The 21,854-nt window shown below is 53.5% G+C and carries 21 protein-coding genes and 1 tRNA gene; 9 read left to right on the top strand and 13 right to left on the bottom strand.

Annotated elements, in window-relative coordinates:
• Positions 1–273: 273 nt before the first annotated feature.
• Positions 274–585 carry a hypothetical protein gene (locus AC2D8U_RS13030; RefSeq protein ID WP_484619499.1) on the top strand — a complete coding sequence of 104 codons (312 nt, stop codon included), beginning with the start codon at positions 274–276 and terminating at the stop codon, positions 583–585.
• A 134-nt stretch (positions 586–719) separates the two neighbouring features.
• Positions 720–1,973: a multiheme c-type cytochrome gene (locus AC2D8U_RS13025; RefSeq protein ID WP_484619498.1), complete on the top strand. Its 1,254-nt coding sequence runs from the start codon at positions 720–722 to the stop codon at positions 1,971–1,973.
• A 70-nt stretch (positions 1,974–2,043) separates the two neighbouring features.
• Here the strand turns inward: AC2D8U_RS13025 and AC2D8U_RS13020 are convergent, their stop codons facing one another.
• The 7 genes from AC2D8U_RS13020 to AC2D8U_RS12990 form a co-directional block, all read right to left on the bottom strand.
• Positions 2,044–4,368, bottom strand: coding sequence for a putative bifunctional diguanylate cyclase/phosphodiesterase (locus AC2D8U_RS13020; RefSeq protein ID WP_484619497.1), 2,325 nt, complete (start codon positions 4,366–4,368; stop codon positions 2,044–2,046).
• A gap of 9 nt (positions 4,369–4,377) precedes the next feature.
• A complete protein-coding gene (locus AC2D8U_RS13015; RefSeq protein WP_484619496.1) occupies positions 4,378–5,283 on the bottom strand; it encodes a transporter substrate-binding domain-containing protein in 906 nt (301 codons plus the stop codon).
• Positions 5,284–5,324: 41 nt separating this feature from the next.
• Positions 5,325–6,725, bottom strand: coding sequence for an aminotransferase class V-fold PLP-dependent enzyme (locus tag AC2D8U_RS13010; protein WP_484619495.1), 1,401 nt, complete (start codon positions 6,723–6,725; stop codon positions 5,325–5,327).
• Positions 6,726–7,275: 550 nt separating this feature from the next.
• On the bottom strand, positions 7,276–8,997 hold the full coding sequence (locus AC2D8U_RS13005) for a class I SAM-dependent methyltransferase (RefSeq protein WP_484619494.1): 1,722 nt from the start codon (positions 8,995–8,997) through the stop codon (positions 7,276–7,278).
• Positions 8,998–9,247: 250 nt separating this feature from the next.
• Positions 9,248–9,481, bottom strand: coding sequence for a thioredoxin family protein (locus tag AC2D8U_RS13000; RefSeq protein WP_484619493.1), 234 nt, complete (start codon positions 9,479–9,481; stop codon positions 9,248–9,250).
• Positions 9,482–9,491: 10 nt separating this feature from the next.
• Positions 9,492–10,487, bottom strand: a complete 996-nt coding sequence (locus AC2D8U_RS12995) for a permease (RefSeq protein ID WP_484619492.1) — start codon at positions 10,485–10,487, stop codon at positions 9,492–9,494.
• A gap of 133 nt (positions 10,488–10,620) precedes the next feature.
• Positions 10,621–11,196 carry a sigma-70 family RNA polymerase sigma factor gene (locus AC2D8U_RS12990; RefSeq protein WP_484619491.1) on the bottom strand — a complete coding sequence of 192 codons (576 nt, stop codon included), beginning with the start codon at positions 11,194–11,196 and terminating at the stop codon, positions 10,621–10,623.
• A gap of 504 nt (positions 11,197–11,700) precedes the next feature.
• Here AC2D8U_RS12990 and AC2D8U_RS12985 point away from each other — a divergent pair.
• The 5 genes from AC2D8U_RS12985 (at position 11,701) to AC2D8U_RS12965 (ending at position 14,950) form a co-directional block, all read left to right on the top strand.
• On the top strand, positions 11,701–12,204 hold the full coding sequence (locus AC2D8U_RS12985) for a DUF4231 domain-containing protein (protein WP_484619490.1): 504 nt from the start codon (positions 11,701–11,703) through the stop codon (positions 12,202–12,204).
• 226 nt (positions 12,205–12,430) lie between these two features.
• Positions 12,431–13,165, top strand: a complete 735-nt coding sequence (locus AC2D8U_RS12980) for a hypothetical protein (protein ID WP_484619489.1) — start codon at positions 12,431–12,433, stop codon at positions 13,163–13,165.
• Positions 13,162–13,887, top strand: coding sequence for an 8-oxoguanine DNA glycosylase (locus AC2D8U_RS12975; RefSeq protein WP_484619488.1), 726 nt, complete (start codon positions 13,162–13,164; stop codon positions 13,885–13,887). The genes AC2D8U_RS12980 and AC2D8U_RS12975 overlap by 4 nt, the downstream gene beginning before the upstream one ends.
• Entirely contained in the window at positions 13,884–14,462 is a 579-nt protein-coding gene (locus AC2D8U_RS12970) for a 7-cyano-7-deazaguanine synthase (RefSeq protein ID WP_484619487.1), read from the top strand. The genes AC2D8U_RS12975 and AC2D8U_RS12970 overlap by 4 nt, the downstream gene beginning before the upstream one ends.
• 59 nt (positions 14,463–14,521) lie before the next feature.
• On the top strand, positions 14,522–14,950 hold the full coding sequence (locus AC2D8U_RS12965; protein WP_484619486.1) for a TIR domain-containing protein: 429 nt from the start codon (positions 14,522–14,524) through the stop codon (positions 14,948–14,950).
• Between the two features lie 91 nt (positions 14,951–15,041).
• Here AC2D8U_RS12965 and AC2D8U_RS12960 read toward each other — a convergent pair whose 3' ends face one another.
• Positions 15,042–15,947 (bottom strand): SET domain-containing protein, encoded by a 906-nt coding sequence (locus tag AC2D8U_RS12960; RefSeq protein ID WP_484619485.1) that lies wholly within the window; start codon positions 15,945–15,947, stop codon positions 15,042–15,044.
• Between the two features lie 739 nt (positions 15,948–16,686).
• Between AC2D8U_RS12960 and AC2D8U_RS12955 the strand changes: the two genes are divergently transcribed.
• Entirely contained in the window at positions 16,687–17,193 is a 507-nt protein-coding gene (locus tag AC2D8U_RS12955) for a very short patch repair endonuclease (protein ID WP_484619542.1), read from the top strand.
• A 39-nt stretch (positions 17,194–17,232) separates the two neighbouring features.
• On the opposite strand, the gene AC2D8U_RS12950 is transcribed toward AC2D8U_RS12955, so the two are convergent.
• From AC2D8U_RS12950 to AC2D8U_RS12940, 3 genes are all read right to left on the bottom strand, one after another.
• The gene (locus tag AC2D8U_RS12950) at positions 17,233–18,099 is read right to left on the bottom strand and encodes an HNH endonuclease (RefSeq protein WP_484619484.1); all 867 of its coding nucleotides are present in this window, start codon (positions 18,097–18,099) and stop codon (positions 17,233–17,235) included.
• Positions 18,100–18,206: 107 nt separating this feature from the next.
• Entirely contained in the window at positions 18,207–19,325 is a 1,119-nt protein-coding gene (locus AC2D8U_RS12945; RefSeq protein WP_484619483.1) for a DNA cytosine methyltransferase, read from the bottom strand.
• Between the two features lie 269 nt (positions 19,326–19,594).
• Positions 19,595–19,671: transfer RNA gene (locus tag AC2D8U_RS12940), tRNA-Ile, on the bottom strand.
• Positions 19,672–20,092: 421 nt separating this feature from the next.
• Here AC2D8U_RS12940 and AC2D8U_RS12935 point away from each other — a divergent pair.
• Positions 20,093–20,275, top strand: a complete 183-nt coding sequence (locus tag AC2D8U_RS12935) for a hypothetical protein (RefSeq protein ID WP_484619482.1) — start codon at positions 20,093–20,095, stop codon at positions 20,273–20,275.
• Between the two features lie 44 nt (positions 20,276–20,319).
• On the opposite strand, the gene AC2D8U_RS12930 is transcribed toward AC2D8U_RS12935, so the two are convergent.
• Both AC2D8U_RS12930 and AC2D8U_RS12925 read right to left on the bottom strand, forming a co-directional pair.
• Positions 20,320–21,015, bottom strand: a complete 696-nt coding sequence (locus AC2D8U_RS12930) for a Yip1 family protein (protein WP_484619481.1) — start codon at positions 21,013–21,015, stop codon at positions 20,320–20,322.
• A gap of 76 nt (positions 21,016–21,091) precedes the next feature.
• Positions 21,092–21,850 carry a Yip1 family protein gene (locus AC2D8U_RS12925; RefSeq protein ID WP_484619480.1) on the bottom strand — a complete coding sequence of 253 codons (759 nt, stop codon included), beginning with the start codon at positions 21,848–21,850 and terminating at the stop codon, positions 21,092–21,094.
• Between the last annotated feature and the right edge of the window lie 4 nt (positions 21,851–21,854).

The raw sequence follows: 21,854 nt of genomic DNA, 5'->3' as shown, positions 1-21,854 counted from the left end.
TTCGAACCTCACTGCCACCAGCCAGCCCCGAATATTCGGGCCCTGAACGAGCGTCAAAACCCCATTGCTGTCAATTTGACGTCGCACAAGAGTGCTTTATTCGGTCGAAGGCAACTCAAACTCCAATGCCACTTTAAATTCAGCTGTAACGTCAGGGCAGATTTGCCCTGCAAAGAGAAAAATCGGTGTAAGTTTTGAGCAGGAAACGGATTGGAGTGTCGCCGATGCCGTACAAGACACGATGCTTCCAGCCAAGCAAGATAGGATCACACCATGCTCAAGAAACTCGAATTCTACGTCCCCACGGCACACCGTCAGGCGGTGCTGGATGCCCTGTTCGCCGCCGGTGCCGGACGGCTGGGGCACTATGATTCCTGTTGCTGGTACACGGCGGGGATGGGACAGTTTCGTCCCCTGCCCGGCAGCGCCCCCTACCTGGGCGAAGCGGACCAGCTGCATCAGGAGCCCGAGGACAAGGTGGAGCTGATCTTCGCCGCCGAGCTCAAAGAGCCCATCATCCGTGCCCTCAAGCGCGCCCACCCCTATGAAATTCCCGCCTATCAGATCTTGAACATCGAGTTGTGATGCCGCCCATAGAGGCGCAAGCCGGATGCGCCAGATCAACCGACAATCCGTTAATCCGGCCTTCCGCTGCTCAATGCAGGGATCGCGACTAGGCTTTGCCAACGACCTATTCCCAACACGACAGGGAGCAACCGATGAAAGCCCTGAGCCTCACCCTGCTATTCCCCCTGCTGATCTTGGCCAAGCCCGCCCTGGCTAACGAACAGTGCGTCGCCTGTCACGATAAGATCACCCCCCTTATCGTCAAGGACTGGCAACTGAGTCGCCACCATGAGATGGAGGTGGGCTGCGACACCTGCCACGGCAGCGAGCACAGCTCAGCCAGTGACGTCGACAAGATCACCACCATCACCGCCGACACCTGTGGGGCCTGCCACGCCGAGCGCCTCGAACAGTTCAGCAAGGGCAAACACGCCCTCTCCTGGGCTTCGGTCCAGGCCATGCCCACCACCCACGCCCTGCCCATGGCGCTCAATGCCGGGATGAAAGGCTGCACCGGCTGCCACAAGCTGGGCCTAAAAGACGAAGCCACCATAGAGCAGCTCAAGGCCGACGGCAGCGAGTTTGGCCACGCCTCCTGCGATGCCTGCCACACCCGCCACACCTTCTCGGTGAAGGAAGCCCGGGCGCCGCAGGCCTGCCAAACCTGCCACATGGGGTTTGATCACCCCCAGTGGGAGATGTGGTCCTCCTCCAAACACGGTGTCCGCTACCTGCTCAAGCAAAACGGCACCCTGCCCGAAGGCACCCCGGCCCCGACCTGTCAGACCTGTCATATGGTCGATGGCGATCATGAAGTCAGGACCGCCTGGGGCTTCCTCGCCGTCCGTCTGCCTCTGCCTGAAGACGACGAGCAGTGGAAAGCCGATCAGATCACCATACTCCAGGCCCTGGGCGTACTGGATCCCGAAGGCAATCCGACGCCACGACTCGATGTGGTCAAGGCCGCCGATGTCGCCCGCCTGACCAAGGAGGACTTCGATCGAGAGCGCAATAAGATGATCAAGGTGTGCAGCGACTGCCACTCGGAGAATTTCGCCAAGGCCGAACTGGAAAAAGCCGATGATCTGATCCGCGATCTCGACCACCTGCTGGCCCAGGCGATCCGCGAGATCGCCGGACTCTATCAGGATGGGATCCTCGCCAAGCCCGAAGGCTACAGCTACGCCTTCCCGGATCTGCTCACCTTCCACGACGCCCCCACCAGCATCGAGCAAACCCTGTTTGAGATGCACCTGAAGCACCGCATGCGAGGCTTCCAGGGGGCCTTCCATGCCAACCCGGACTACGCCCTCTGGTACGGCTGGAGCGAAATGGTGCGCGATCTGCAGGAGATCAAGGAGAAGGCCGAGGAGATGCGTCACCGGGCTGGTGAGCGCTCAGACTGATCTCACCCCCAAACAATAAAGGGCGCAGTCGACTCAAGCCGACTGCGCCCCTCTTCTTTTGCCCCTCGCCTCAGCTCGAGGCCGTCGCAGGGCACTCTGGACTCAAGGCGAGATTTTCCCGCAACATCGCTTCGAACGCCTCCGCCGGAACGGGCCGACCGTAGTAGAAGCCCTGGCCAAACTGACAGCCATGCTGGATCAAAAACTCCCCCTGCCAGGCCTCCTCGATCCCCTCGGCCACCACCTGCAGCCCCAGTGCCTGGGCCATCGCCAGGATCGCCTGCACCAGACTCTGATCTGCCTGATCCCGATCCAGATGACGCAGGAAGCTGCGATCGATCTTGAGCTTGTCGAACGGGAAGGCCTGCAGATAACTCAGCGCCGAGTAACCTGTGCCAAAGTCATCGATGGCCAGGCTGATCCCGCTGTCCGCCAGCGACTGCAGCTGACCGTTCAGATCCTTATGATTACCCAGCAACAGACTCTCCGTAACCTCGATGGTCAGGCACTGGGGAGGCAGTGCGCTGTACGCCAATACCCTGCGGATCTCCTCCAGTAAGCGCTCTCCCTGATGAAACTGCACGCTGGAGACATTCACCGAGAGCTGCAGGGGCGCCAACGCTTGCCAGCGGGCAGCCTGATGGCAGGCCGCAGCCAGCACCTGCTCTCCGAGTTTATGGATCAGGCCATTGCTCTCGGCCAGGGGCACGAACTCCGCCGGAGAGATGGGCCCAAGCTCAGGATCCTGCCAGCGTACCAGGGCCTCGGCCCCGACAATGCGTCGGCTCTCCAGTGCCAGGATCGGCTGATAATGGACCTCCAGCCTCTCCTGCTCAATGGCCGCCCGTAACTTGGCATCCAGCTTCAGACGACGGCGGGCCATCTGATCTATGGTGGCATCGTAGAAATTGAATCCGTTGCGCCCCTTCTCCTTAACCCGATACAGCGCCGCATCGGAGCGCTGGATCAGCTCCTTGGCATCCTGGCCATCATCGGGGAACAAAGCCATGCCGATGCTGGTACTGATGTAGAAGGTTTCACCATCGACACAAAAGGGCTGATCAAACAGCCGCAGTACGGCATCCGCCCGGCTCCGTGCATCGTCCCGATCGGCCACCTCATCATGGATGATCAGGAACTCATCCCCGCCAAACCGGGCCAGGGTATCGCTGTCGGACACCAGGGTAAGCAACCGACTGGCACTTTGCACCAGCAGCTCATCGCCATAGTGGTGCCCCTTGGTATCGTTGATCTGCTTGAAGTTATCCAGATCGATAAACATCAGCAGCACCTGATGATCACGCAACCGGGCCTGCCGGATCGCTCGCTCCAGCGCATCCTGCCCCGCCTTGCGATTGGGCAGCCCGGTCAACACATCGTGACTGGCCTGGTACGCCAGCTGACGCTGGGAGCGCTGACGCTTTTCCACCTCCCGTTGCAGCAGCTGGTTCTGTTGCGCCAGCCGCTGCTGTTGCTGCGCCGACAGGCTGATCCGGGTTTCCAGCACCAGATTGCTGTTGTTGATCCGCAGCAGCACCAATCCACCGGCGATCACCGGGATCCCCAACAGGGAGATGGCGGCAATAAACCAGTTGGAGGTGAAGAGATCCCGGTTACTCAGGGGCTGAAACCAGCCCTGGATCTCCAGCTCTCGGTCGCTCAACTGCACCTCCTGGCTGATCCTGTGATCCCGCTGGTAATCGGCCATCACCGGATAGGAGTCCCAGGCCAGCAAGGCTCCCCGGGGCGTCATCAACTGTACCCGGCTGGCCTGCTCCTGATGCTCCTGGCTGGCGATAAGCTGCTGGAGCTGAGGCTGGCTCAACTCGGCCACCAGCATCGCCTGCTGTTGCTCATGGCGATGCACCGGGATCAGCTGATAAAAGATCAGCTCCCCTCCCCGATCGACAATCATCAGGCAACGGCGGGGCATGGAAGGAAACAACGCCTCCATCGGCAGAGGGCCGAGCCGGGCATCACCCCGGGCGGTATCGGCGATCACCTGGCCGTTAACATCCAGCACGGCCAGGCGGCTGTATACGGGGTTTCCCTCCTTGAGATACCCCTGCAGATTATCCCGCAGCAGGCTCGTCAGCTTGTGCTGGCTGGCCCCCAACCCATAGGCCATGGACATCCCCAGGGCCCGATTGGCGAAATAGGTGTAGACCGCCTTGTCCTCGGCAATGCTGTTCAGGCGGGCTTCGCTGTTGTCGATGAAATACTGCAGATCTCGAGCATAGCTTTTGACTCGCAGCGTCAACTCGTTGTCCTGATGGGCCCGCAGGCGGCTCTGCCCCTCGTACGCGACCAAAAGCAGCAAAATCAGGTAGCTGATCAGCAGGGTGCCACCTAACAGGCAGGCTAACTGATAAATGGCTCGGCGAGTGATCAACATAACAACCCGCTACCGAAGGTTTTCGAAGAATTCGGGAAAGAAGTAGAACACGGTGGGGAAGTACTTCTCCGCCAGCTCGAAGAAGGTGCCGTCGGCCAGGATCCCCTCCAGATACTGGTCAAACGCCTGCCGCAACAGGGGCGAGTCGGGCCGGAAGGCCACCGCCATCTCCTGCATCTCGGACACGGGACCGATCACCTTGATCTCCCCGGGCCACTTCTCCAGAGCGATCAGCGTGTCCGCCACGTCCAGCAGAGTACTCTCGGCATCCCGATTCAGGATCGCCGGCACCATCTCGTTGAGCAAACGCTCCTGCTTGGGCAGCACCACCTCGGCGTTGGTATTCTCCAACTGGTAGAGCCGGGGATCCAGGCAGGATGACTTCATGGCGAGCACGGTGCGATAGGCCATCATCGCCTTGACCCGCTTGATATCCTCCAGGATGTCACCGCTGGGCTCGATGGGCTGCATGGAGGAGTCACTGCGGGCGACCAGCCACACCGCAGAAGGAAAATAGGGCCGGGAGAAGTCCACCAGCTGTTCCCGCCCCGGCAGGATGGTCATGCCATTGGCGATCAGATCGCCCTCGACGGGGATCTTATCCCCCAAGACCGGCTCCTCGCCCACCACACGGGCTTCCCGACCGATCAACTTGCCCAGCACGCTGTTCCAGGTCGCGGGCACATACTGGTACTCCACACCAAGGTGGCGGGCAAACCCCCGCATCAGCGCCACATCCAGCCCTTCCGGCACCTCACCGTTGGAGGTCTGGTAGCTGGCAACAAAGTGCGCATAGGGGATCCCAAGATGACGTAACACCCCATCCTGTTGGATCTCGGGAAGATCCCTGGCCTGGACCGGGATCAGCGCCAGCAGCATCCAGAGGCAGAGGGGAAAAATGAAAACTTGTCTCATAGCAATACCAAAAGGGGGCCACAAAGGCCCCCTGGGAAGGATCACGCCATCTGCAGATACAGATCGTACATGGCGGCGATCAGGCCATCCACATCCTGCTCATCGTGGAACAGATGGGTGGAGATCCGCAGTGCATGCACCTGCAGCGCATCATCCTTACGGATGCGGAAGCTGGTGGTACGGATGATGTAGCCGTACTCCTCGCGCAGGCGATCGCGGAACTGGGTCAGCAGGGCGATGTCGGTCTGATCGTAGAAGGGGTTGACCGTGGTCAAGCCACAGTTCAGACCTGCCACGTTCGGGGAGTAGATCTTGGCGTCGGAGAAAGTCGCGGCCAGACCGGCTTTGCAGCGGGCACCCAGCTCAAAGCAGCGGGCTTCGATCTTGTCACGGCCGATCTCATCCCACATCAGACACGCATCGGTCAGCGCCTGCTTCAGTGGGAAGTGGTCGTTACCGATGTACTGCAGACGCTGGTTCAACGGCAGGTGCGGGGACTCGGAGCGGGAACTGTTCACCATCAGCAGCGGCTCATGGCGATCGGACCAGAACTCCTTGAAGCGCTTGGCCTCATCACGGACGTACATGATCCCGGTCGCACCCGGACCACACTGCCACTTATGGCCGGAGCCAGCGTAGAAGTCACAGTCCATGTCATGGAAGTCCAGGTTCACCATACCGATGGTGTGGGCACCGTCCACCAGGGTCGGGATCCGGTTCGGGATCGCCACCTCTTTACAGATCCGCTTGGCCGGCAGCATGGTGCCGGTCAGGTAGGTGATGTGGGAGAAGATGATCAGACGAACACGGCTGCCGTACTCGGCCACTGCCTCTTCAAACACACGAACAAAATCGTCTTCGGTAATGCTGTTGTCGCCGGTATCCACCGGGATCTCCAGCTTGACGATCTCCACATCGTAGCGCTGACGTACCACATCCAGCGGCGACAGCATACCCATGTGCTCATGATGGGTGGTCAGCACCACGTCACCCGGCTCGAATTGCATGCCGCCGACCAGGCTGCAGATCCCGTCGGTGGTGTTGCGACTCAGGACGATCTCGTGAGCATCGGCACCAAAGCCCGGCGCTACCGCCTCGATCATGTTACCGATCTTGGACCAGCCGCCGAAGCGACCTTCGTGGGCCCAGGGATCGCGCGCAACGATGGTGTTATTGTTCTCGAACTCCTTGAGAACGCGCTTGGGCATGGACCCCGTGGTACCAATGTTCATGTAGGTGCTGCGCTTATCCAGAGCGAACTCGCGCTTCACCTGCTTCCACAGCTTATCGTCGGACTGACCGGCAAAGGCCGCCAGTGGCGCATCGAACCCGGACGCCAGTGCCTGGCCTGGCAACGCCAGTGCCGCGGCGACCCCGGTAGTGGTTTTCAGAAAACGACGACGGCTCTGCTGCAGATCGTCAAAAGCGTTTGACTTAGACATGATTAACTCCCTTTAACTGCGGGTTTTACCCATAAAGGCCATTTTGGACAGCCGATCCCACCAGGACCGACCAGCATGACATTACGATACCTCGTTCGAACAACAATTTTTCCAATCTAGTTCAAATAGTTAGATACATAAGCACATGCAATTTCATGATGTCCCTCTCAAGAACGCAAAGCGACCCAAGTAAAAAACGGTTAAACCCATCATCCCATTCTGTGATCTGCACGCCCCTCAGCATCGGCTAAAACATTCAAACGACAGATTGATGAACCAGGGCGTATCGGTAAACCAAGAAAAGAGTTGGGGAAGGGAGCAGCGTAAAGCGTTGGGAAAGAGAGCGATTTGGGGAGAGCGGATGAAATGAGCGGAGCGAGGAAAGCGAGCCGGGCCAGGCCAACGAGACAAACCGAAAATGTCTTTCGATTCAGCCTTTAGCGAACAAGCGATGCTCGACCCACGTCGCCCCCGGAGCCGCCGCGCTGGCGAGACGTCTAAGCTCCGGGCCCTCCAGAGCCGAGCAACACCCCCGTTTAAATCCCTTTCATCACCATTCAGGCAACATCAGTCGGCTTTTAAGACCCGCGATCTGCAGGCCCATGGCATCATACACAGCCTCGAAGTCGCGACATCCCACCGGTAACCCGGGTAACGCCATCTGTGTCTGAATAAAAAAACAGTGACTGGTGTCAGCAGTTCCATGGGCAGAGCGCCACCAGTGCAGGATCCGTTGGCGAGAATCCCTGAGCCTTTGGGAGGTGGGCAAGCGATCGGACTTGGATCTGTTTTCCCTCGCCGTCGTTGGCAAGAGATTCCAGCTGTCATTGTTTGGCCAGTGTGCGAAAGGCAAGCAGTGATCAATATGGGTCGCCTTAGGCTCCAGCTTGGCCCCACTCCAGACGCTGGCCAGCTCAAAGCCTCCGTGATACAGCTCGGAGATCCGCGCCCGGATCTTTGAGGTGTCATGCTTAGGATCGATCCACTCCAGGTGGGTGTAATAGTCCCCCAAAGTGATCTCGCCATTCGCTTCCCGGTCAACATTACCTTGATAACGCCGCATTTCAGCGATCCACTGCTGGATCAACAGGGGTTCAATCCAACCGCTGTAGATCCGCAAGCAATCCCACAGGGATTCATCCAGGACAAACTGGCCAAAACTCGCCAAGAAGGCCTGATCGAGCATGATCGCCCCTGTGGCACCAACCCGGTTTCGCTCCATCACAAACAGTGGGTTGCTGCGATCCCCCCGGTAGGTGTACGTCACCGGGCCATTCTTGATGGTCGACAGCACATCACGGAAGGTCGCCACCAGCGCCTCGCCCTCCTCCTGGCCAAGCAAAGCGCCAACCGACAGGTCGTCGGGTCCAATCTGGGTGCGACGGAGAGCGTCCCACCCCGTTTTGACAAAACCTAAGCCAGCATTCACGTTGGCGCTTTGATGCAATCCGCCCTGGTTAACCAGGCGCATAAACTGCCGTGTCCAGTACAGCGCAACCAACCCCAACGGCAGCGCGATCTTTCCGTCGCTGCGATCCAGAACTGAGCCAGGATGGGCGTCCGCGATGCGCAGCAAGGTGCGCAGCAGTGCCAGCTTGTAAGTGGCAGATTTGCTCTCGTTGACGATCACATGCCGGATCGTCGCCAAACTGCCTTTACCATCATCGGGAAAAGTCAGCACAACGCTTTGCCACTGCACCCCTCCCCGCCCCATGGCATCGCCATCGGCCCCGGTGACCAATGACACAGAGAGGCCATAGCGCCGGGCCAGTGTCTCAAGCTCAGCGGACGTTACCGGATGGGAAACGCGCGGATCGGAAAATCCGCCATGGCGCAGGGTGATCACCAGCCGTCCACCGGGTTTCAGTAAGTTGGAAAGCTTGCGAAACGCTCTGTGACGATGGCTGGGAGCGATATGCATCCAGACCGCGCTCAGCAAGATCAGATCAAAACGCATGCCCAGCTCGAGGGTGGCACTCAGGGCGGGCAGGCTGTCATCCAGCCAGTTCACCGCCAGGCCGTCAGTCAATGCCCTTCCTATGGACGTCAACTCAGTCACCGGCTCGACCGCAACGACCTGGGCACCGCGTTCGGCCAACCACTTTGCATCTCTGCCACTGCCGGCCCCAACATCCAGCACCGCCAGATCCCCTTGGCTCTGCTCGGGCCAGAATGCCGACCAGGCATGATGAACCCGTTCAAAGGACAAGCTGTTGTAGGACTCTGCCAGGGTGTTCGCGTTGATCTGGTAGAAGCGCCGATTGACATCCATGTAGCGTAAAGCACTGATTATTTGGGCAATAATGCGAGAATAGGCGTTCGATCCAGCGGCCGTCAATCCTAGACTTCGTCAGCACTCGCTGCGCTTCCAGCTCCTCTGGCTTCAAACTCCTCGGGCTTCCAGCCTTGAATACCCACGGCAGAGGCCTGCACGCCCTCCCGTGGCACCATGTTGCCAAAGGACGCGCCGGCCTAGGTGAGTCCGCCCCATCGCAACCCACTGCCCCTCAGCTGCATGCCCCTTAGCCAAACCACCCAGCAACAAGATCACGATTGGGCACACTCCCCTTGTGGACAACATGCTCATCAATCACGACGGCCGGGGTCGACATCACCTGGTAAGCCATGATTTGCGCCATATCCTCCACCTTCTCCAGCGCGATCTCGACGTTAAGCTCATCCGCAACCCTCTGGATCACCTCAGCGGTATTGCGGCAGTTGGCACAGCCTGAGCCTAAGACTTTTACGGTTTTCATCGTGTTTTCCTTATATCGTTGCGAATGAAATGAGATTAAATGTCCAGCCGACCAGGGTGAAAGCCAGCAGCAGAACCGCAAACAAAGTGGCCAATAATTTCCACTGCATGACTTGCTTAAGCAGAATAAATTCAGGGAAGCTGGCCGCCACGGTACTCATGCAGAAAGCCAGTGTGGTGCCAATGGGTAACCCATTAACAATCAGGCTTTCCATTACCGGGATCACCCCCGTAGCGTTTGAGTAAAGCGGAATGCCCAGCAGCACCGCAGCAGGGACGGACCACCATTGACCGTCGCCAAGGTGCGACTCGATCCAGCCATCCGGCACAAAACCATGCAGTGCCGCACCAAGACCGACCCCGACAATGACCCACTTCCATACCCGGCCAAAAATCTCGATGGTTTCTTGCTTTGCGAATTGGTGTCGATCGCCAAAAGTCAGCGTTTTTCTCTCCTGATCATTCCGCTGGAACCGGCTCTCCCTGCCATGTTTCAGCGCTTCGGCGGCAAAAGACTGTAACCAGCGCTCAGCCTTGATCCCATCAAGGAACAGTCCGCCGAGTATTCCGACCAGCATGCCGACCAGGATGTACACCAGGGTGAATTTCCAGCCCAGCAACCCCATCAGCAGCAAGACAGCCACTTCATTGATCAATGGCGAAGTGATGAGAAAAGCCATGGTGATCCCCAGGGGGATCCCGGCCGAGCTGAAGCCAAGAAAAACCGGAATACTGGAACAGGAGCAAAAGGGCGTGATCGCCCCGAACAGCGATCCCAGCATGTAGCCCAATCCGCGGCTTTTACCGGCCAAAAAGTCTCTGACTCGCTCCACATCTAACGAGGCGCGGATCATCGCAATCAGGTAGATCATCACCAGCAGCAGGGCGAAGATCTTGGTCACATCTTCCACGAAGAAATGCACGGCATCACCGAGCTTGGTGTCGGCCGACAAGCCCAGCAGATCGAACACCAGCCAACTGGCAAGATCAGAGAAAACCTGAAACATGCTTACTGCTCCACCGGCCGTTTTTCAGCAGAAAAGTAAGCAATCAAAGAGAGTGTCATCACGGCATCGCCCCCAAAAAACCACATCGTTAGTTACAAAGACGATGGCGGGGCAAAAAGGATGCAGAAATTTTTTAGTTATTGGCTTCCCTGGGAGTGAAACAGCAAACCCGGTGAGACTCATCGAGTGTCACCTTGCACGACAGACTCAACTGCTGCTTCAGCTTCTGCCGCGCCCGCTGCAAACGGGACTTGGTGGCCACCAGCGTCATACCATGGCGCTCGGCGTAGGCTTTCTGGGTCATCCCATGGATATCGCAGGCTTTTAGAATATCACTGTCCTTCGGAGCCAGCTCCTCCAGCACCCGTGGCAGGCATTGAGTCAGACGGTCGACCACCGCCGCCTCGGCTTGCTCCGACTCAAAATCCAGGTCATCGAGAGGAACAAGGCTGCGCCGGCGTGACTGGTCAATCACCAGGTTATTGGCCACCCGAAACAGCCAGGCCTTGGCATTGTCGATCTCGCAAAATCCCCGGTTTTTTCCCATGGCACGCAGGAACACTTCATGAAGCAGATCTTCAGCCAGCCCATCATCGTCGGTATGTTTATACAACCACGCCAACAATGCGTGCTGATGCGCCTGCCAGGCCCTCATCAGGCACGGCGCGGCCGAATGGCAAGCGGGATCCGCAGCTCCAACACTCCTCATGCCTATCCCCCTTCGCTCAATGCGTTAATTGGCCATTGCCCACTTTCCCATTATGGGGGCATTCTCGCCATCAGAGGCCTCAGGGTATCGAAGTGTATGCCACTCGAACAACTGAGTTACCCACCCCACTTACCGCCGCCCATGGCAGCCCCATACCGGGCCCTCGGCTTGCTGGCCCAACCCTAGCATCATGAGCAGCCGCAAACAAAAAGCCCCAAGCACTGATCACACAGCGACTTGAGGCTTTCGACCTTGCCCGGCGTTGACCGGCAAAGAAACTAAATGGTGGCCCCTGAGGGACTTGATGTTTCTCTTGAGAGCCACTTATAGCAATGCATTTCGATGGCTACGCAACTGAAATGTTACATTACGTGTAACTACAAAAGTTAATGTGAATCAACTACATGATAACGGTCTCTTTCGCATGTGAACGCTAGATGATAGCTTTAGTCTACGAAAGCACCTTTGCAAAAAGGTCTATTTAACTACCAAGGAAGGTAGATTGTGGGCTTGTTCAGAAGAAATAATACAATCCAGGAGCCAGAGCTATCTATCTCAGAGGAGATATCTAGTACTCCTGCTTGGCACAGGCTTGAAAACCAACTTGGCTGGTATGATAAGAAGAGCCTACATTGTCAAGCACAGTACAAACGACTGAAGATCGTTCAGACCTCTTTGGCCGTGCTGATCCCAGTCCTCAGCCTTGCTGAATTTACCCAAGGTAAGTATGTCGTCGCAGTCATTGGTGCTTCCATAGCACTTCTTGAAGCTATACAGCATATGAACCAATACTCAACTCTATGGGTGACCTACCGAGCTACAGCTGAAAAATTGAAACACGAAAAGTATCTTTTCTTATCCAATGCTGGCCCATATAAGCCCTTTGAAGGGCAGCAAAAGTTTATAGCTCTAGCTGAACGTGTCGAGGAACATGTTTCAACGGAACATGCAAATTGGTTTAACGAGACAAGATCAAACATAAAGTCCAATGGAGGAACCAATGAATAGACCTCATTGCATCATTGTCAACGGCAAGAATTTGCAACTGCCAGTCTTTTTCCCGTCAGTTTCCTCAGTAAAGACGTCGTTGTCGCCTCAAGACTATATAACTTTTCTCACGAACCTAGAGAGCTTCAACCAACAATTTCTCATTTCCTCATTCGACACCACTCGAATTGAAGACTCGAACATATATAATGTAATGTCCGAATTCATGGTGGAGTCTATATTACTTATGGATTCTGGAAACTATGAGAGCTTCTGGAAAGAGAGGCTCTCAGATTGGAAGGTCGAAGACTTTCATAGAGAACTAGTTAGGTTATCTCCCGACATTTCTTTTGGATTCGATGACCAATTCCCACCTGAGAATATCGATGAGCATGTAAATCAGGTTATCACACAATGGAAGCATGACAGTTCAGCAAACGACAAAACAACAATCATACCGATTATTCATGGCAGACCAGAGGAGATTGCAGACGTTTGTGCAAAGGTGTGCTTGGAAACGAGCACCGACATTATTGCAATCCCCGAAAGAAGGTTAGGGAATGGAATATTTGAAAGAGCCTTGAGACTGAGAGAAATAAGAAGCAGACTTTGTGGTCTAGACAGATATATATCAATTCACCTCCTAGGGACCGGTAACCCGATATCTATTGCCATATATACTGTCGAAGGTGCCGATAGTTATGATGGACTAGAGTGGTGTCAAACTGTTGTCGACTATGAATCAGCCACCTTACACCACCTATCTCAAGTAGACTTCTTTAGCAAACAGTCGGGTTTCTTTGATGAGCATACCCCGCACGAAGCAGCAACACTAGCTCACAACCTATACTTCTACCAAAACTGGATGAACGAACTTCGCAATGCGATGAAGAGAGATAGTCTCATTGATTTCTGTCAATGCCACTTCCCTTCAGCTACTTTTGAAAGATGTTGCGAACAACTCCTGTGGGATAAAAGATGAATGCTGCAAATATAAATCATGCCATCCATGCAATGTGTTCGGAAGTTGCAAAGCTCGAGCGCATGCAAGTAAAACCACCCGTATGGAGTTCAATGCTCGAAGAAGAGCTATTAGGCGAAGTTGCTGTTTGTATCTTTGGAAGCCAAATGGTCTTTGAACATGCCGAAGCAATTGCATATAAGTTAAAGAGTAAAGGTCTTCTTGACGTCGATAAGATCGAGACCCTTGGAACGGCATACCCTACCCTCATACAGCATGAACTATCTCAAAAAGTTAGTGTGAAGACATCTGAGAATAAAGTAGTTGAAGTGACGCCCAGATTTAAGAATCGACTTACTAACTTGCTCACAAAGTCAGTGAGTAATATTTATAAAGACTCAGGAAGTATTAATCAGATACTAGGTTCTTCTCACTGTAACTACGAGGCTAGAAGGAAGCTGATTGATAGTGTATCCGGATTTGGCCCAAAACAGGCTAGCTTGTTTTTACGCAGAGTTAGCTATAGCAGCGACCTCGCAGTACTGGACATACACATCCTAGACTACCTATCTACGACAAAAGGCCTGAGATACGCAAAGAGCACACTATCCGCACTTTCAAAATATGAAAAAGTTGAACAGGACTTTAAAAAAGTTGCTTCAGAGTTTGGGTTTCCTATTGGATATGTGGACTTGGCAACATGGGTCACAATGAGAGTGGCAAAAAAGGAAAAAATAATATGAGTTTTGTAAATTTGGTCTCAGGAGGATTAGACTCGACTCTAATCGGACTGTTGGCTAAAGAAGATAACATTGATTACATACCATTATTTGTTGATTATGGCCAGCGTGCTCGGGAGCTAGAGTGGGAAACATGTAAAAAAGTACATAAACTATATGGCTTGCCAGAGCCGTTAAGGGCTGATGTCAGTGGATTCGGAAGTATAGTAAGGTCTGGTTTAACTGATGAGAGCTTACACATAGTCGATGATGCATTTACCCCAAATAGAAATCTTCTATTTTTGCTCCTTGGCAGTTCTGTTGCCATACAAAATGGATTATCTCGTGTAGCTATTGGATTGCTTTCTGAAGATCTTAGCCTTTTCCCAGATCAGAGAAATAGTTTCATAAGAAGCGCTCAAGAGACTATTTCAAACTCTTTAGGAGCTGAGATAGAGATCTTGACTCCACTATTTGAGTTCAATAAAGGTGATGTAATCGAACTCTCAAAGCTCAAAAATTTACAAAATACATATAGTTGCCACACTGGCGAAAATGAACCTTGTGGAAACTGCATTGCTTGCAGTGAATTTTATTAGGAGGATTTATGGGTGGGGGTTCCGGCGGAAGCATATCCAGAGGTGATCTGGATACCTTAATGAAAAAGGCTAAAGGACACTTAACTGGTGACGCACAGGGAAATAAGCATATATTCCTAAGTTTCTCTCATGAGGATAAGAGTGAAGTTGATCTACTCAGAGGTCAAGCAAAGAGTGAAAGCTCTGACCTTAACTTTGACGATTATTCCTTGAAGAAACCTTTCGATAGTGAAAACGCTGACTATATAAAGCGCGGGATAATTGAAAAGATCACAAAATCTTCTGTGGCTTTAGTGTATATATCTGATAACTCTGCTCAAAGTAAATGGGTAGATTGGGAAATTAGAGAGTGCCTAAAGCGAGGAAAAAAAGTAGTTGGCGTATACAAAGGAGACACGACCCCCTCCAATGTACCTTCAGCACTGAAAGAAGCTAAATGTGCTATTGTACCCTGGAAACATGATCGCATTATGAAGGAAATAAACTAGAGAATTACAGGCAAGTTATTTTACCCAATGCGCTCAATTAATCTAAGGAAGGGTGCAAAGCACCCTTCGATATCCCAATAGAACAATTCGGTCAGTTTCTTCTGTTTTTCTGTTGCCTTTTCAATTCAAGTACACAGCGAGCACAGGTACAATGAAAACCAAATTCAGACAGCAACTTTTTCCTTCTGAGCTTAAGCTCATTTGGAAGGTATTCATCGAGATATGACCAAGTAATTTCATCACCAGCCTTAATATCTCTAGTCGCGAGTAATCCATCAATGTTTTTATGATAAGAATCCCAAGAAAGCACCTTAAATCTCATAGCATTCGGCCAACAGGAGTGATTTGCATAAGCCAAGTACCTTGGAATCATAGCGCGCTCAGCAATCATTAATGTGGAATTGTCCGGATTATAGACCTGAAATACGCATCTCGTGTTATAGGTCGCTACAATATTATATATCTTTCTGATACTGCCAAATGTACGATTCGAAATGGAAGCAATTGAATTGCATATCTGCATATCTTTCTTAGATAGTTTTGGTTTAAAGCTCTCTCGAAAGAAACCATCATTGAGCATAGTTTCCTCAGCATGGGGGAACTTAAAAACAATATGGCGAACTAATAGCCAAGATAGTCCCTCACCCAGCTTATCCTCCCCCAGATTCGCCCAAAGAAAAGGACTTTCAGAAAACAGCTCATCGCCCTGTTTGAAGTCTACGAGAGCTCGTAGCCCCCTCAAACCATCCTCACGGATATAAACTTCCACTTTATTATTAACTTGGAACAGTACTGTGCCTGCCTGAGTGCCTGTTGGGCCAGCAGTTCGAATGCGGTCTGCGTCTCGTTGATCACGCTCCGTTTGGAGCAAGTGTTTAAATGAGTTGTAGCCTTCCTTTCGAGCAAGCTCGTTCTGGATTAGTGTTAGCTTGCGAGAAGGATCAGATTTTCGGAGGGCTTTAGCTTTCTTGCGGATGATGTCGGTCAAATTTTGCATAATCTTATGAATACATTGGGGCCTACGCCCTGGCGCGCATGCATTCTATTAAAGATTGGACAATTTGGACATATTTTAACCTAGTGTCATTAGACTTTATGTTCCAGGAGGGCGTCTAGGTACGCTGTTCACACATTACTCCATGAAGTAGCAGCATTGCAAGCCCATTAGAGTTCATTAAAGGGTCTTGTTGCTTCGCCTTCAAATAAACACGCCACCACTTTTATCGCGTATTACCGACTCTAACACGGTTGATGATGCTCGTTCTAATATCAAAAGATAGCTATCTTCCTATTAATTCTTCATCAAAATCTTGTGCTTCCGATACTAGCTTCCTTGATTGCGCTACTGCTCTATGCCCACTGTTGAAAGCCTGTTTACCTCCTGAGCTTTCAAGGCACATATCTATCGCGAACTTTATATTTTCCACTTCTTTTTCACCAAAATTAGATAGAATTGATTAGACACCCATGATAATGGCAAGACTTGATGACGACATCTACGCTTGGCCGAAGCGAATACATGGAGCTTTGTCATGGCCCAGTCTCGGCAATCCAAGGTCAGCCTGGTTGATACTCCCTATTACCACTGTATCACCCGCTGTGTGCGGCGCAGTTACCTGTGCAATGAAGACACGGTTACCGACAACTAGCAACCGAATCAGTGCCATAGAGCAACCTGCTAACATGCTTGGCAGGACCGAAGGGCACCCTGCTACGCAAAGCGCCCAAAGGCTTAGATCATTTCTACTGCGACCTCAGGAAGGGCGATGGCTACAGCAAGATCTAAGAATACTGGCCCGGAAATGTGGATTAGAAAACACCTCTTCAGCAAAGGCTTTCGCTACCGGGTACACGCTAACAACTTACCAGGAACTCCAGACATCGTGTTTCCCTCTAGGAAAGCCGTGATCATGGTACACGGGTGTTTCTGGCATCAACATGGCTGCAAGCCCCCCCCAAAAAAAACCAACAGGGAATTCTGGAAACGCAAGTTCAGGAAAAACGTGGAGAGGGACAAAGTAAACCTGAGGGCATTAACCGAGCTTGGCTACCGAGTTCTTGTCATATGGGAGTGTGCGATAAAACCTAATGACCACTTTACACAAGACGACTTGCTAGACTTCGTCGAATCCTGGGTCGTCTCCGGTGCAGCCTCAGCCCAAGTATCCGGGCAGGGAAATATTCCAGTATTGGCCCTAGAGGTCAACGTTCAGATTGATTCAAGCTGGCGCCGCAAAACTTAGGACGCTAATAATCGACTTACTCTCTCTGCACACTGCGTACTAGCGAGACCGATTGATTAGCTGAATCAACTCAGAATCAGCCACATTACCCCGGTGGACATCGTCATGGCAAACATTGCACAGTGAGATGAGGTTGCTGGCAGTATTCGCGCCTTTATTGCTATGGTGCTGTACGTGATGTAGCTCGAGGAAATTCCTAGGGTCGGCAGGGTCGTTATCCGCATGGGTCCAGCCGCATAATCGGCAAGTAAATTCATCCCTTTTCAAAACCTTGACTCTTTCCGGATCCGGAATGTTTCGGTCATGAACATCTGCCTGACGATCCTCTTCTAGGATATAGATACCAACACCTATCTCTGGGCAGCCAGACATTTTCGTAGCAATGGGCCAACCGGATTCGGTGCGAAGTTCCCTAGTTCTTCTTGCCCACTCAGAGCGATCCTTGGCCAGGTATTTCAATTCTTCACTGGTCACGGCCTTTCCAACGTTCTCGCGAAAATACTGCAAGATTTTGTCTTTCACAGATGCGTCAGACTTGCGAATGGTATTGGCGATATTCCAGCGGTAAGCTGCGTCGCGATCCGGCTCGCCAGCAAGCAAGTAATACGTATCAGGCTTGATGGCGTCGCATAAGATGCCTTCGATCAACTCGCCGTCTTCGATCATTTCCCTAAGCGTGTTACCTGAGATAATCGACCAGCCTAGTTGAACACGAAGCTCGCGAATCCTCCGCGCATACTCACTGATCCCCGACACGACCATCAATTCATCACCGGCGATGGGCTGCCTCTGGTAGCGAAGAAGGTAAAGTAAAATTCTGCCCCTAGCTGAGTTAGAGCCATCGCCTTCAATAAGTGAACTTCCGAGGTCCCTCATCAAATAGTTAGCTGGCACCAATTTACGCACTTGTTCTCTGAGGTTCGAGTCGAGGATCTTCGATTGAAAATCCTCGAGAAGTGCTACCAACTTCTGTCTAATCTGCTCTGGACAGTCCTTCTTTGATCGCCTTGCCACTACGCTACCTTTGCTGACTCGATTACTCTTCTATTGAGAATTTTATCAACAGCATCAGCAAGTTGACCAGAAAAAACAGGGGGGACTGCGTTCCCGATCTGTCGAGCAATTTCAATTTTCGTTCCTACGAACTGAAAGTCATCGGGGAAAGACATCAGGCGAGAGGCTTCTCGATGAGTAATAGGGCGATGCTCTTCTGGGTGAAGGTACCTCCCTTTTTCCGGCTTAAAAAACTCGGTTCTAATCGTTACAGAAGGGCGCTCCCACCACAGGCGACCAAACAAGTCGGTTCCCCCGGACTTCTTTTTAATCCAGCAGTTCGGTGTAATATCTGGCCGATTTTTTTGCAGATCAAACCTATTTCCACCCGGCGGCACAGCTTTGTATCGCTCCAGGCTCATCTGCGTCGGGTTACGTCCAAAGTGCAAATTCAGAGGGGGCGACTGATCAACTCGAATCTCCGTCCCTACCGGTACAGGTGGCAGATTACCAATCGCCCCTCTTACCGTTTCCCACGGTAGCATGTCAGCCACAGCGCTCTGGGAGTGCGTCGCTACAGGCGGGAACTCGAGCACAAAATCGCGCTCAAAATGCTTACGCTTCAATGCTAAAACAATCGCACGCTTACGAGTTTGAGGAACGCCGTAGTCAGCAGTGTTGAGTACCTGAGGGTTGAGCAAAACAAAGCCCATCTCTTCGGCTCGGGCCCTTATATCTGAGAACTCTTCGCTCTTTAGTAACCCCGGTACGTTCTCCATCAAAAACGCCGAAGCACCCGATGCCTCGACAATATCCAAATAGGGCTCCCATAGGGCCCGCCTAGCATCCCCCTCACGGTTCTTGTTGAGGAGGCTGAAGCCCTGACATGGTGGGCCACCAATCACAATATCAGCAGCTGGTACTTCATTGTTCTCAAGCCAGTTTTCAATATCCGCTTGCACGCAGTGCTCGACAGCACCGGCACTGAAGTTTTCATTGTAAGTCGCCACTGCAGCACGGTCATTGTCGATTGCGAATATGCTCTCAAAAGCACCTCTTCCGAAGCGCTCATCCACGAAACCTAACGACATTCCACCAGCGCCGCAAAAAAGGTCAATAACCTTATGTTTATTCAGCATATTCATCTCTTTATCGACTTGTTCGCCTGCACGACAGCACTGTATATAAATACAGTAACAATGTAGCGTAGATTACCAGATTGCGCACGACTTCATCAATGGCCGCCGCCGTTGTCCCAAGAATCAGGGGGTGAAGCTATTTGAAAATTAATAATTAAACCTCATATGGCGCCCACAAAAAAGTCTTCTAAAGGCACGAAGAGCGGCACATAAGCGGCATAAAACAAAGAAGGCGCAGCGGTTACCAACCTGCTGCGCCTTTCTATATTTGGTGGCCCCTGAGGGACTTGAACCCGCGACCAAGCGATTATGAGTCGCCTGCTCTAACCAACTGAGCTAAGGGGCCTAAATTGTGTGCCAAGCGGAGGGGCTTGGTCTTGATGAAGCAGCAGTATACTCAAGCACTTGGCAGCTGTCATCAGGGTATCGGCGCAGATCTTGTCACCAGGGCAACAAGTGGCGAGGATTTAGCCAGTGGCGTCCTGAAGGGGCTTTGCTTGGCTGGGACGCGCTTAGGCAAATGCCGCTTAGCGGAGCGCTGTCGGGGCAATGGGGGGCGTTCAAGCCTTCCACGCCGACAGGCAGCATCTGGCGACACCAACTCACAGGTAACCGCATCTTTGCGCAGACGCCATGGCGGTGCTGGTCAAATCGACTCTTTGGCTACTCGTAAGTTTACAAGTAGCTGTCTTCGTGACTTTGCCCGGGGCGGCCCCCCCAGCTTCCTTGATATACCAATCCTATCCAGACGTTTGGAGGGGAAGCGCATGAGAATCCGTATTATCGCCATGAGCCTGACTGTCACCATACAGCTGTATCTGGGCTACCAGTTGTTCCAGCTGACCTCTTCGCCGCTCAGTCATGCCCTTTACCTGATCCTGTCTGTGATCTTTATCCGTAGCGTCTGGAAAGCGCTGCCACCCAGGTCGTGCAGCCGCAAACGGAGTTAGGCAGGCCCGGCCTGCCCTCATCTGCCAGTGCGTTTCTCTGATCTTTACACGGGGATCAGAGCACTGAGATCCACAAACATCAGCACCGGCACCAGGATCAACGCCGAGACCACCAGCAGAATGGTGAGATGGGTGAAGAAAGCGCGCCACAGGCTGTAGCGATGGGCTTCGGCCAGGTTGGCCACGGCCAGCACCATGGACCAAAGGGCGAAGATCATCTGCAGTACCCAGATCAGCATGGCGGTAGCGCCCTGCCACAGGTTGCCCTGCGCGGAGATCTCCGGCTCGACCAGGACATCGGGGCCGAAGATCGCCACCAGCGCCAGCAACAGAGGCAGGGTGAACACCGCCGGCATCTGCGCCCAAATCATGCCGATCACGATACTGCGCACATCGCCACTGCCGCCAAACCAGCTGCCCACCCAGCGATAGAGAAAGCCAAACAGGTAGGTCAGGCACCAGATAAAGAGCACGCCAAGGGGCACGCCCACGGCTAGCCCTATCAGCAGGGAGCTATCCATTGCCAGGCCCTGCTCGCCCAGGGAGCCCAGGCTGCCCGAGAGGACCGCAAGCACCAGAATGGGCCAGAAGAAACGCATCGGCGTCCGGCTGTCGAGGATGGCCCGCAGGGTTTTGCGGGGCTCCAGCATGATAGCCAGCCAGCTTTGCCTGGGAAATTCATTGGAGATCGGTTCGGCCTGCCGATGTTCCGTCTCCTGTGAGGTGTGCTCTATGTTCATATCGGTTTGTTCATCCCTATAACAAGGTTGTGGCCCTATCACTGTAACACCAAGAACGGGCCCTGTGTCCCGAGGCTCAGCTCGGGCAACTCTGCTCCGTCTGACTGCCGAACTGTACCGGGCCCTCTCTCAGATCGAATCCCATGTATACGGCAAGCAGCAAGGCAGATCCGATCAGCAGGGCGATCAGGTTAGCAGCCAGGCTGCGCCACAGACTGAAACGATGGGCGGTGGCCAGGTTGATCACGCCAAGACCGAGCGACCAGACAGAGAAGATCAGCTGAAGTACGCCAAACAGCACCAGGTAACCGGCATACACCACCCCGCCGATGGACAGCCAGGCTGCGACATGGCTGTCCAGGGCACTCCACAGCATCATCAGTAACAGCAGGGGGAAGAGAAAGAGCTGGGGGAGTCCGCTCCAGATCATGCCGATCAAGATCTCTTCCGAGCTGCCCCTGCCCCCCAGCCAGCGGCCGATGTGTTTCATCACCCAGGCACCCAGCTTCAAGAACAGGTAGATCAGGGGAATAACCAGCACAGGCGCGAGGATAAAGCCAATGAGGGTAGCACTCTCGAACTCGGCGTCGGCCTGCATGACCTCGGGCAGGGATTCAAACAGTCCTGTCAGCAGCGGCAGTGACAACACCCTCCAGAGGTAGCGTCTGGGGGTCTCGCTGTCGAGAATGCCCCGCAGTGTCCGCCGAGGCTCGAGCATCATGGCCAGCCAGGACTCCCTGGGAAAGGGGCTGGCCGGGCGTTGGGCACGGTCAAACAGGGCGGCAATGGATGCCGGGGTCGGCTCAGCGGCGGCGCGCTGGCTAAAAAGTCGCATGTCG

The organism is Ferrimonas sp. YIN67 (assembly GCF_057219095.1).
Note: the sequence above shows the minus strand (reverse complement) of the source record. Positions and strands in the feature narration are given on the sequence as shown.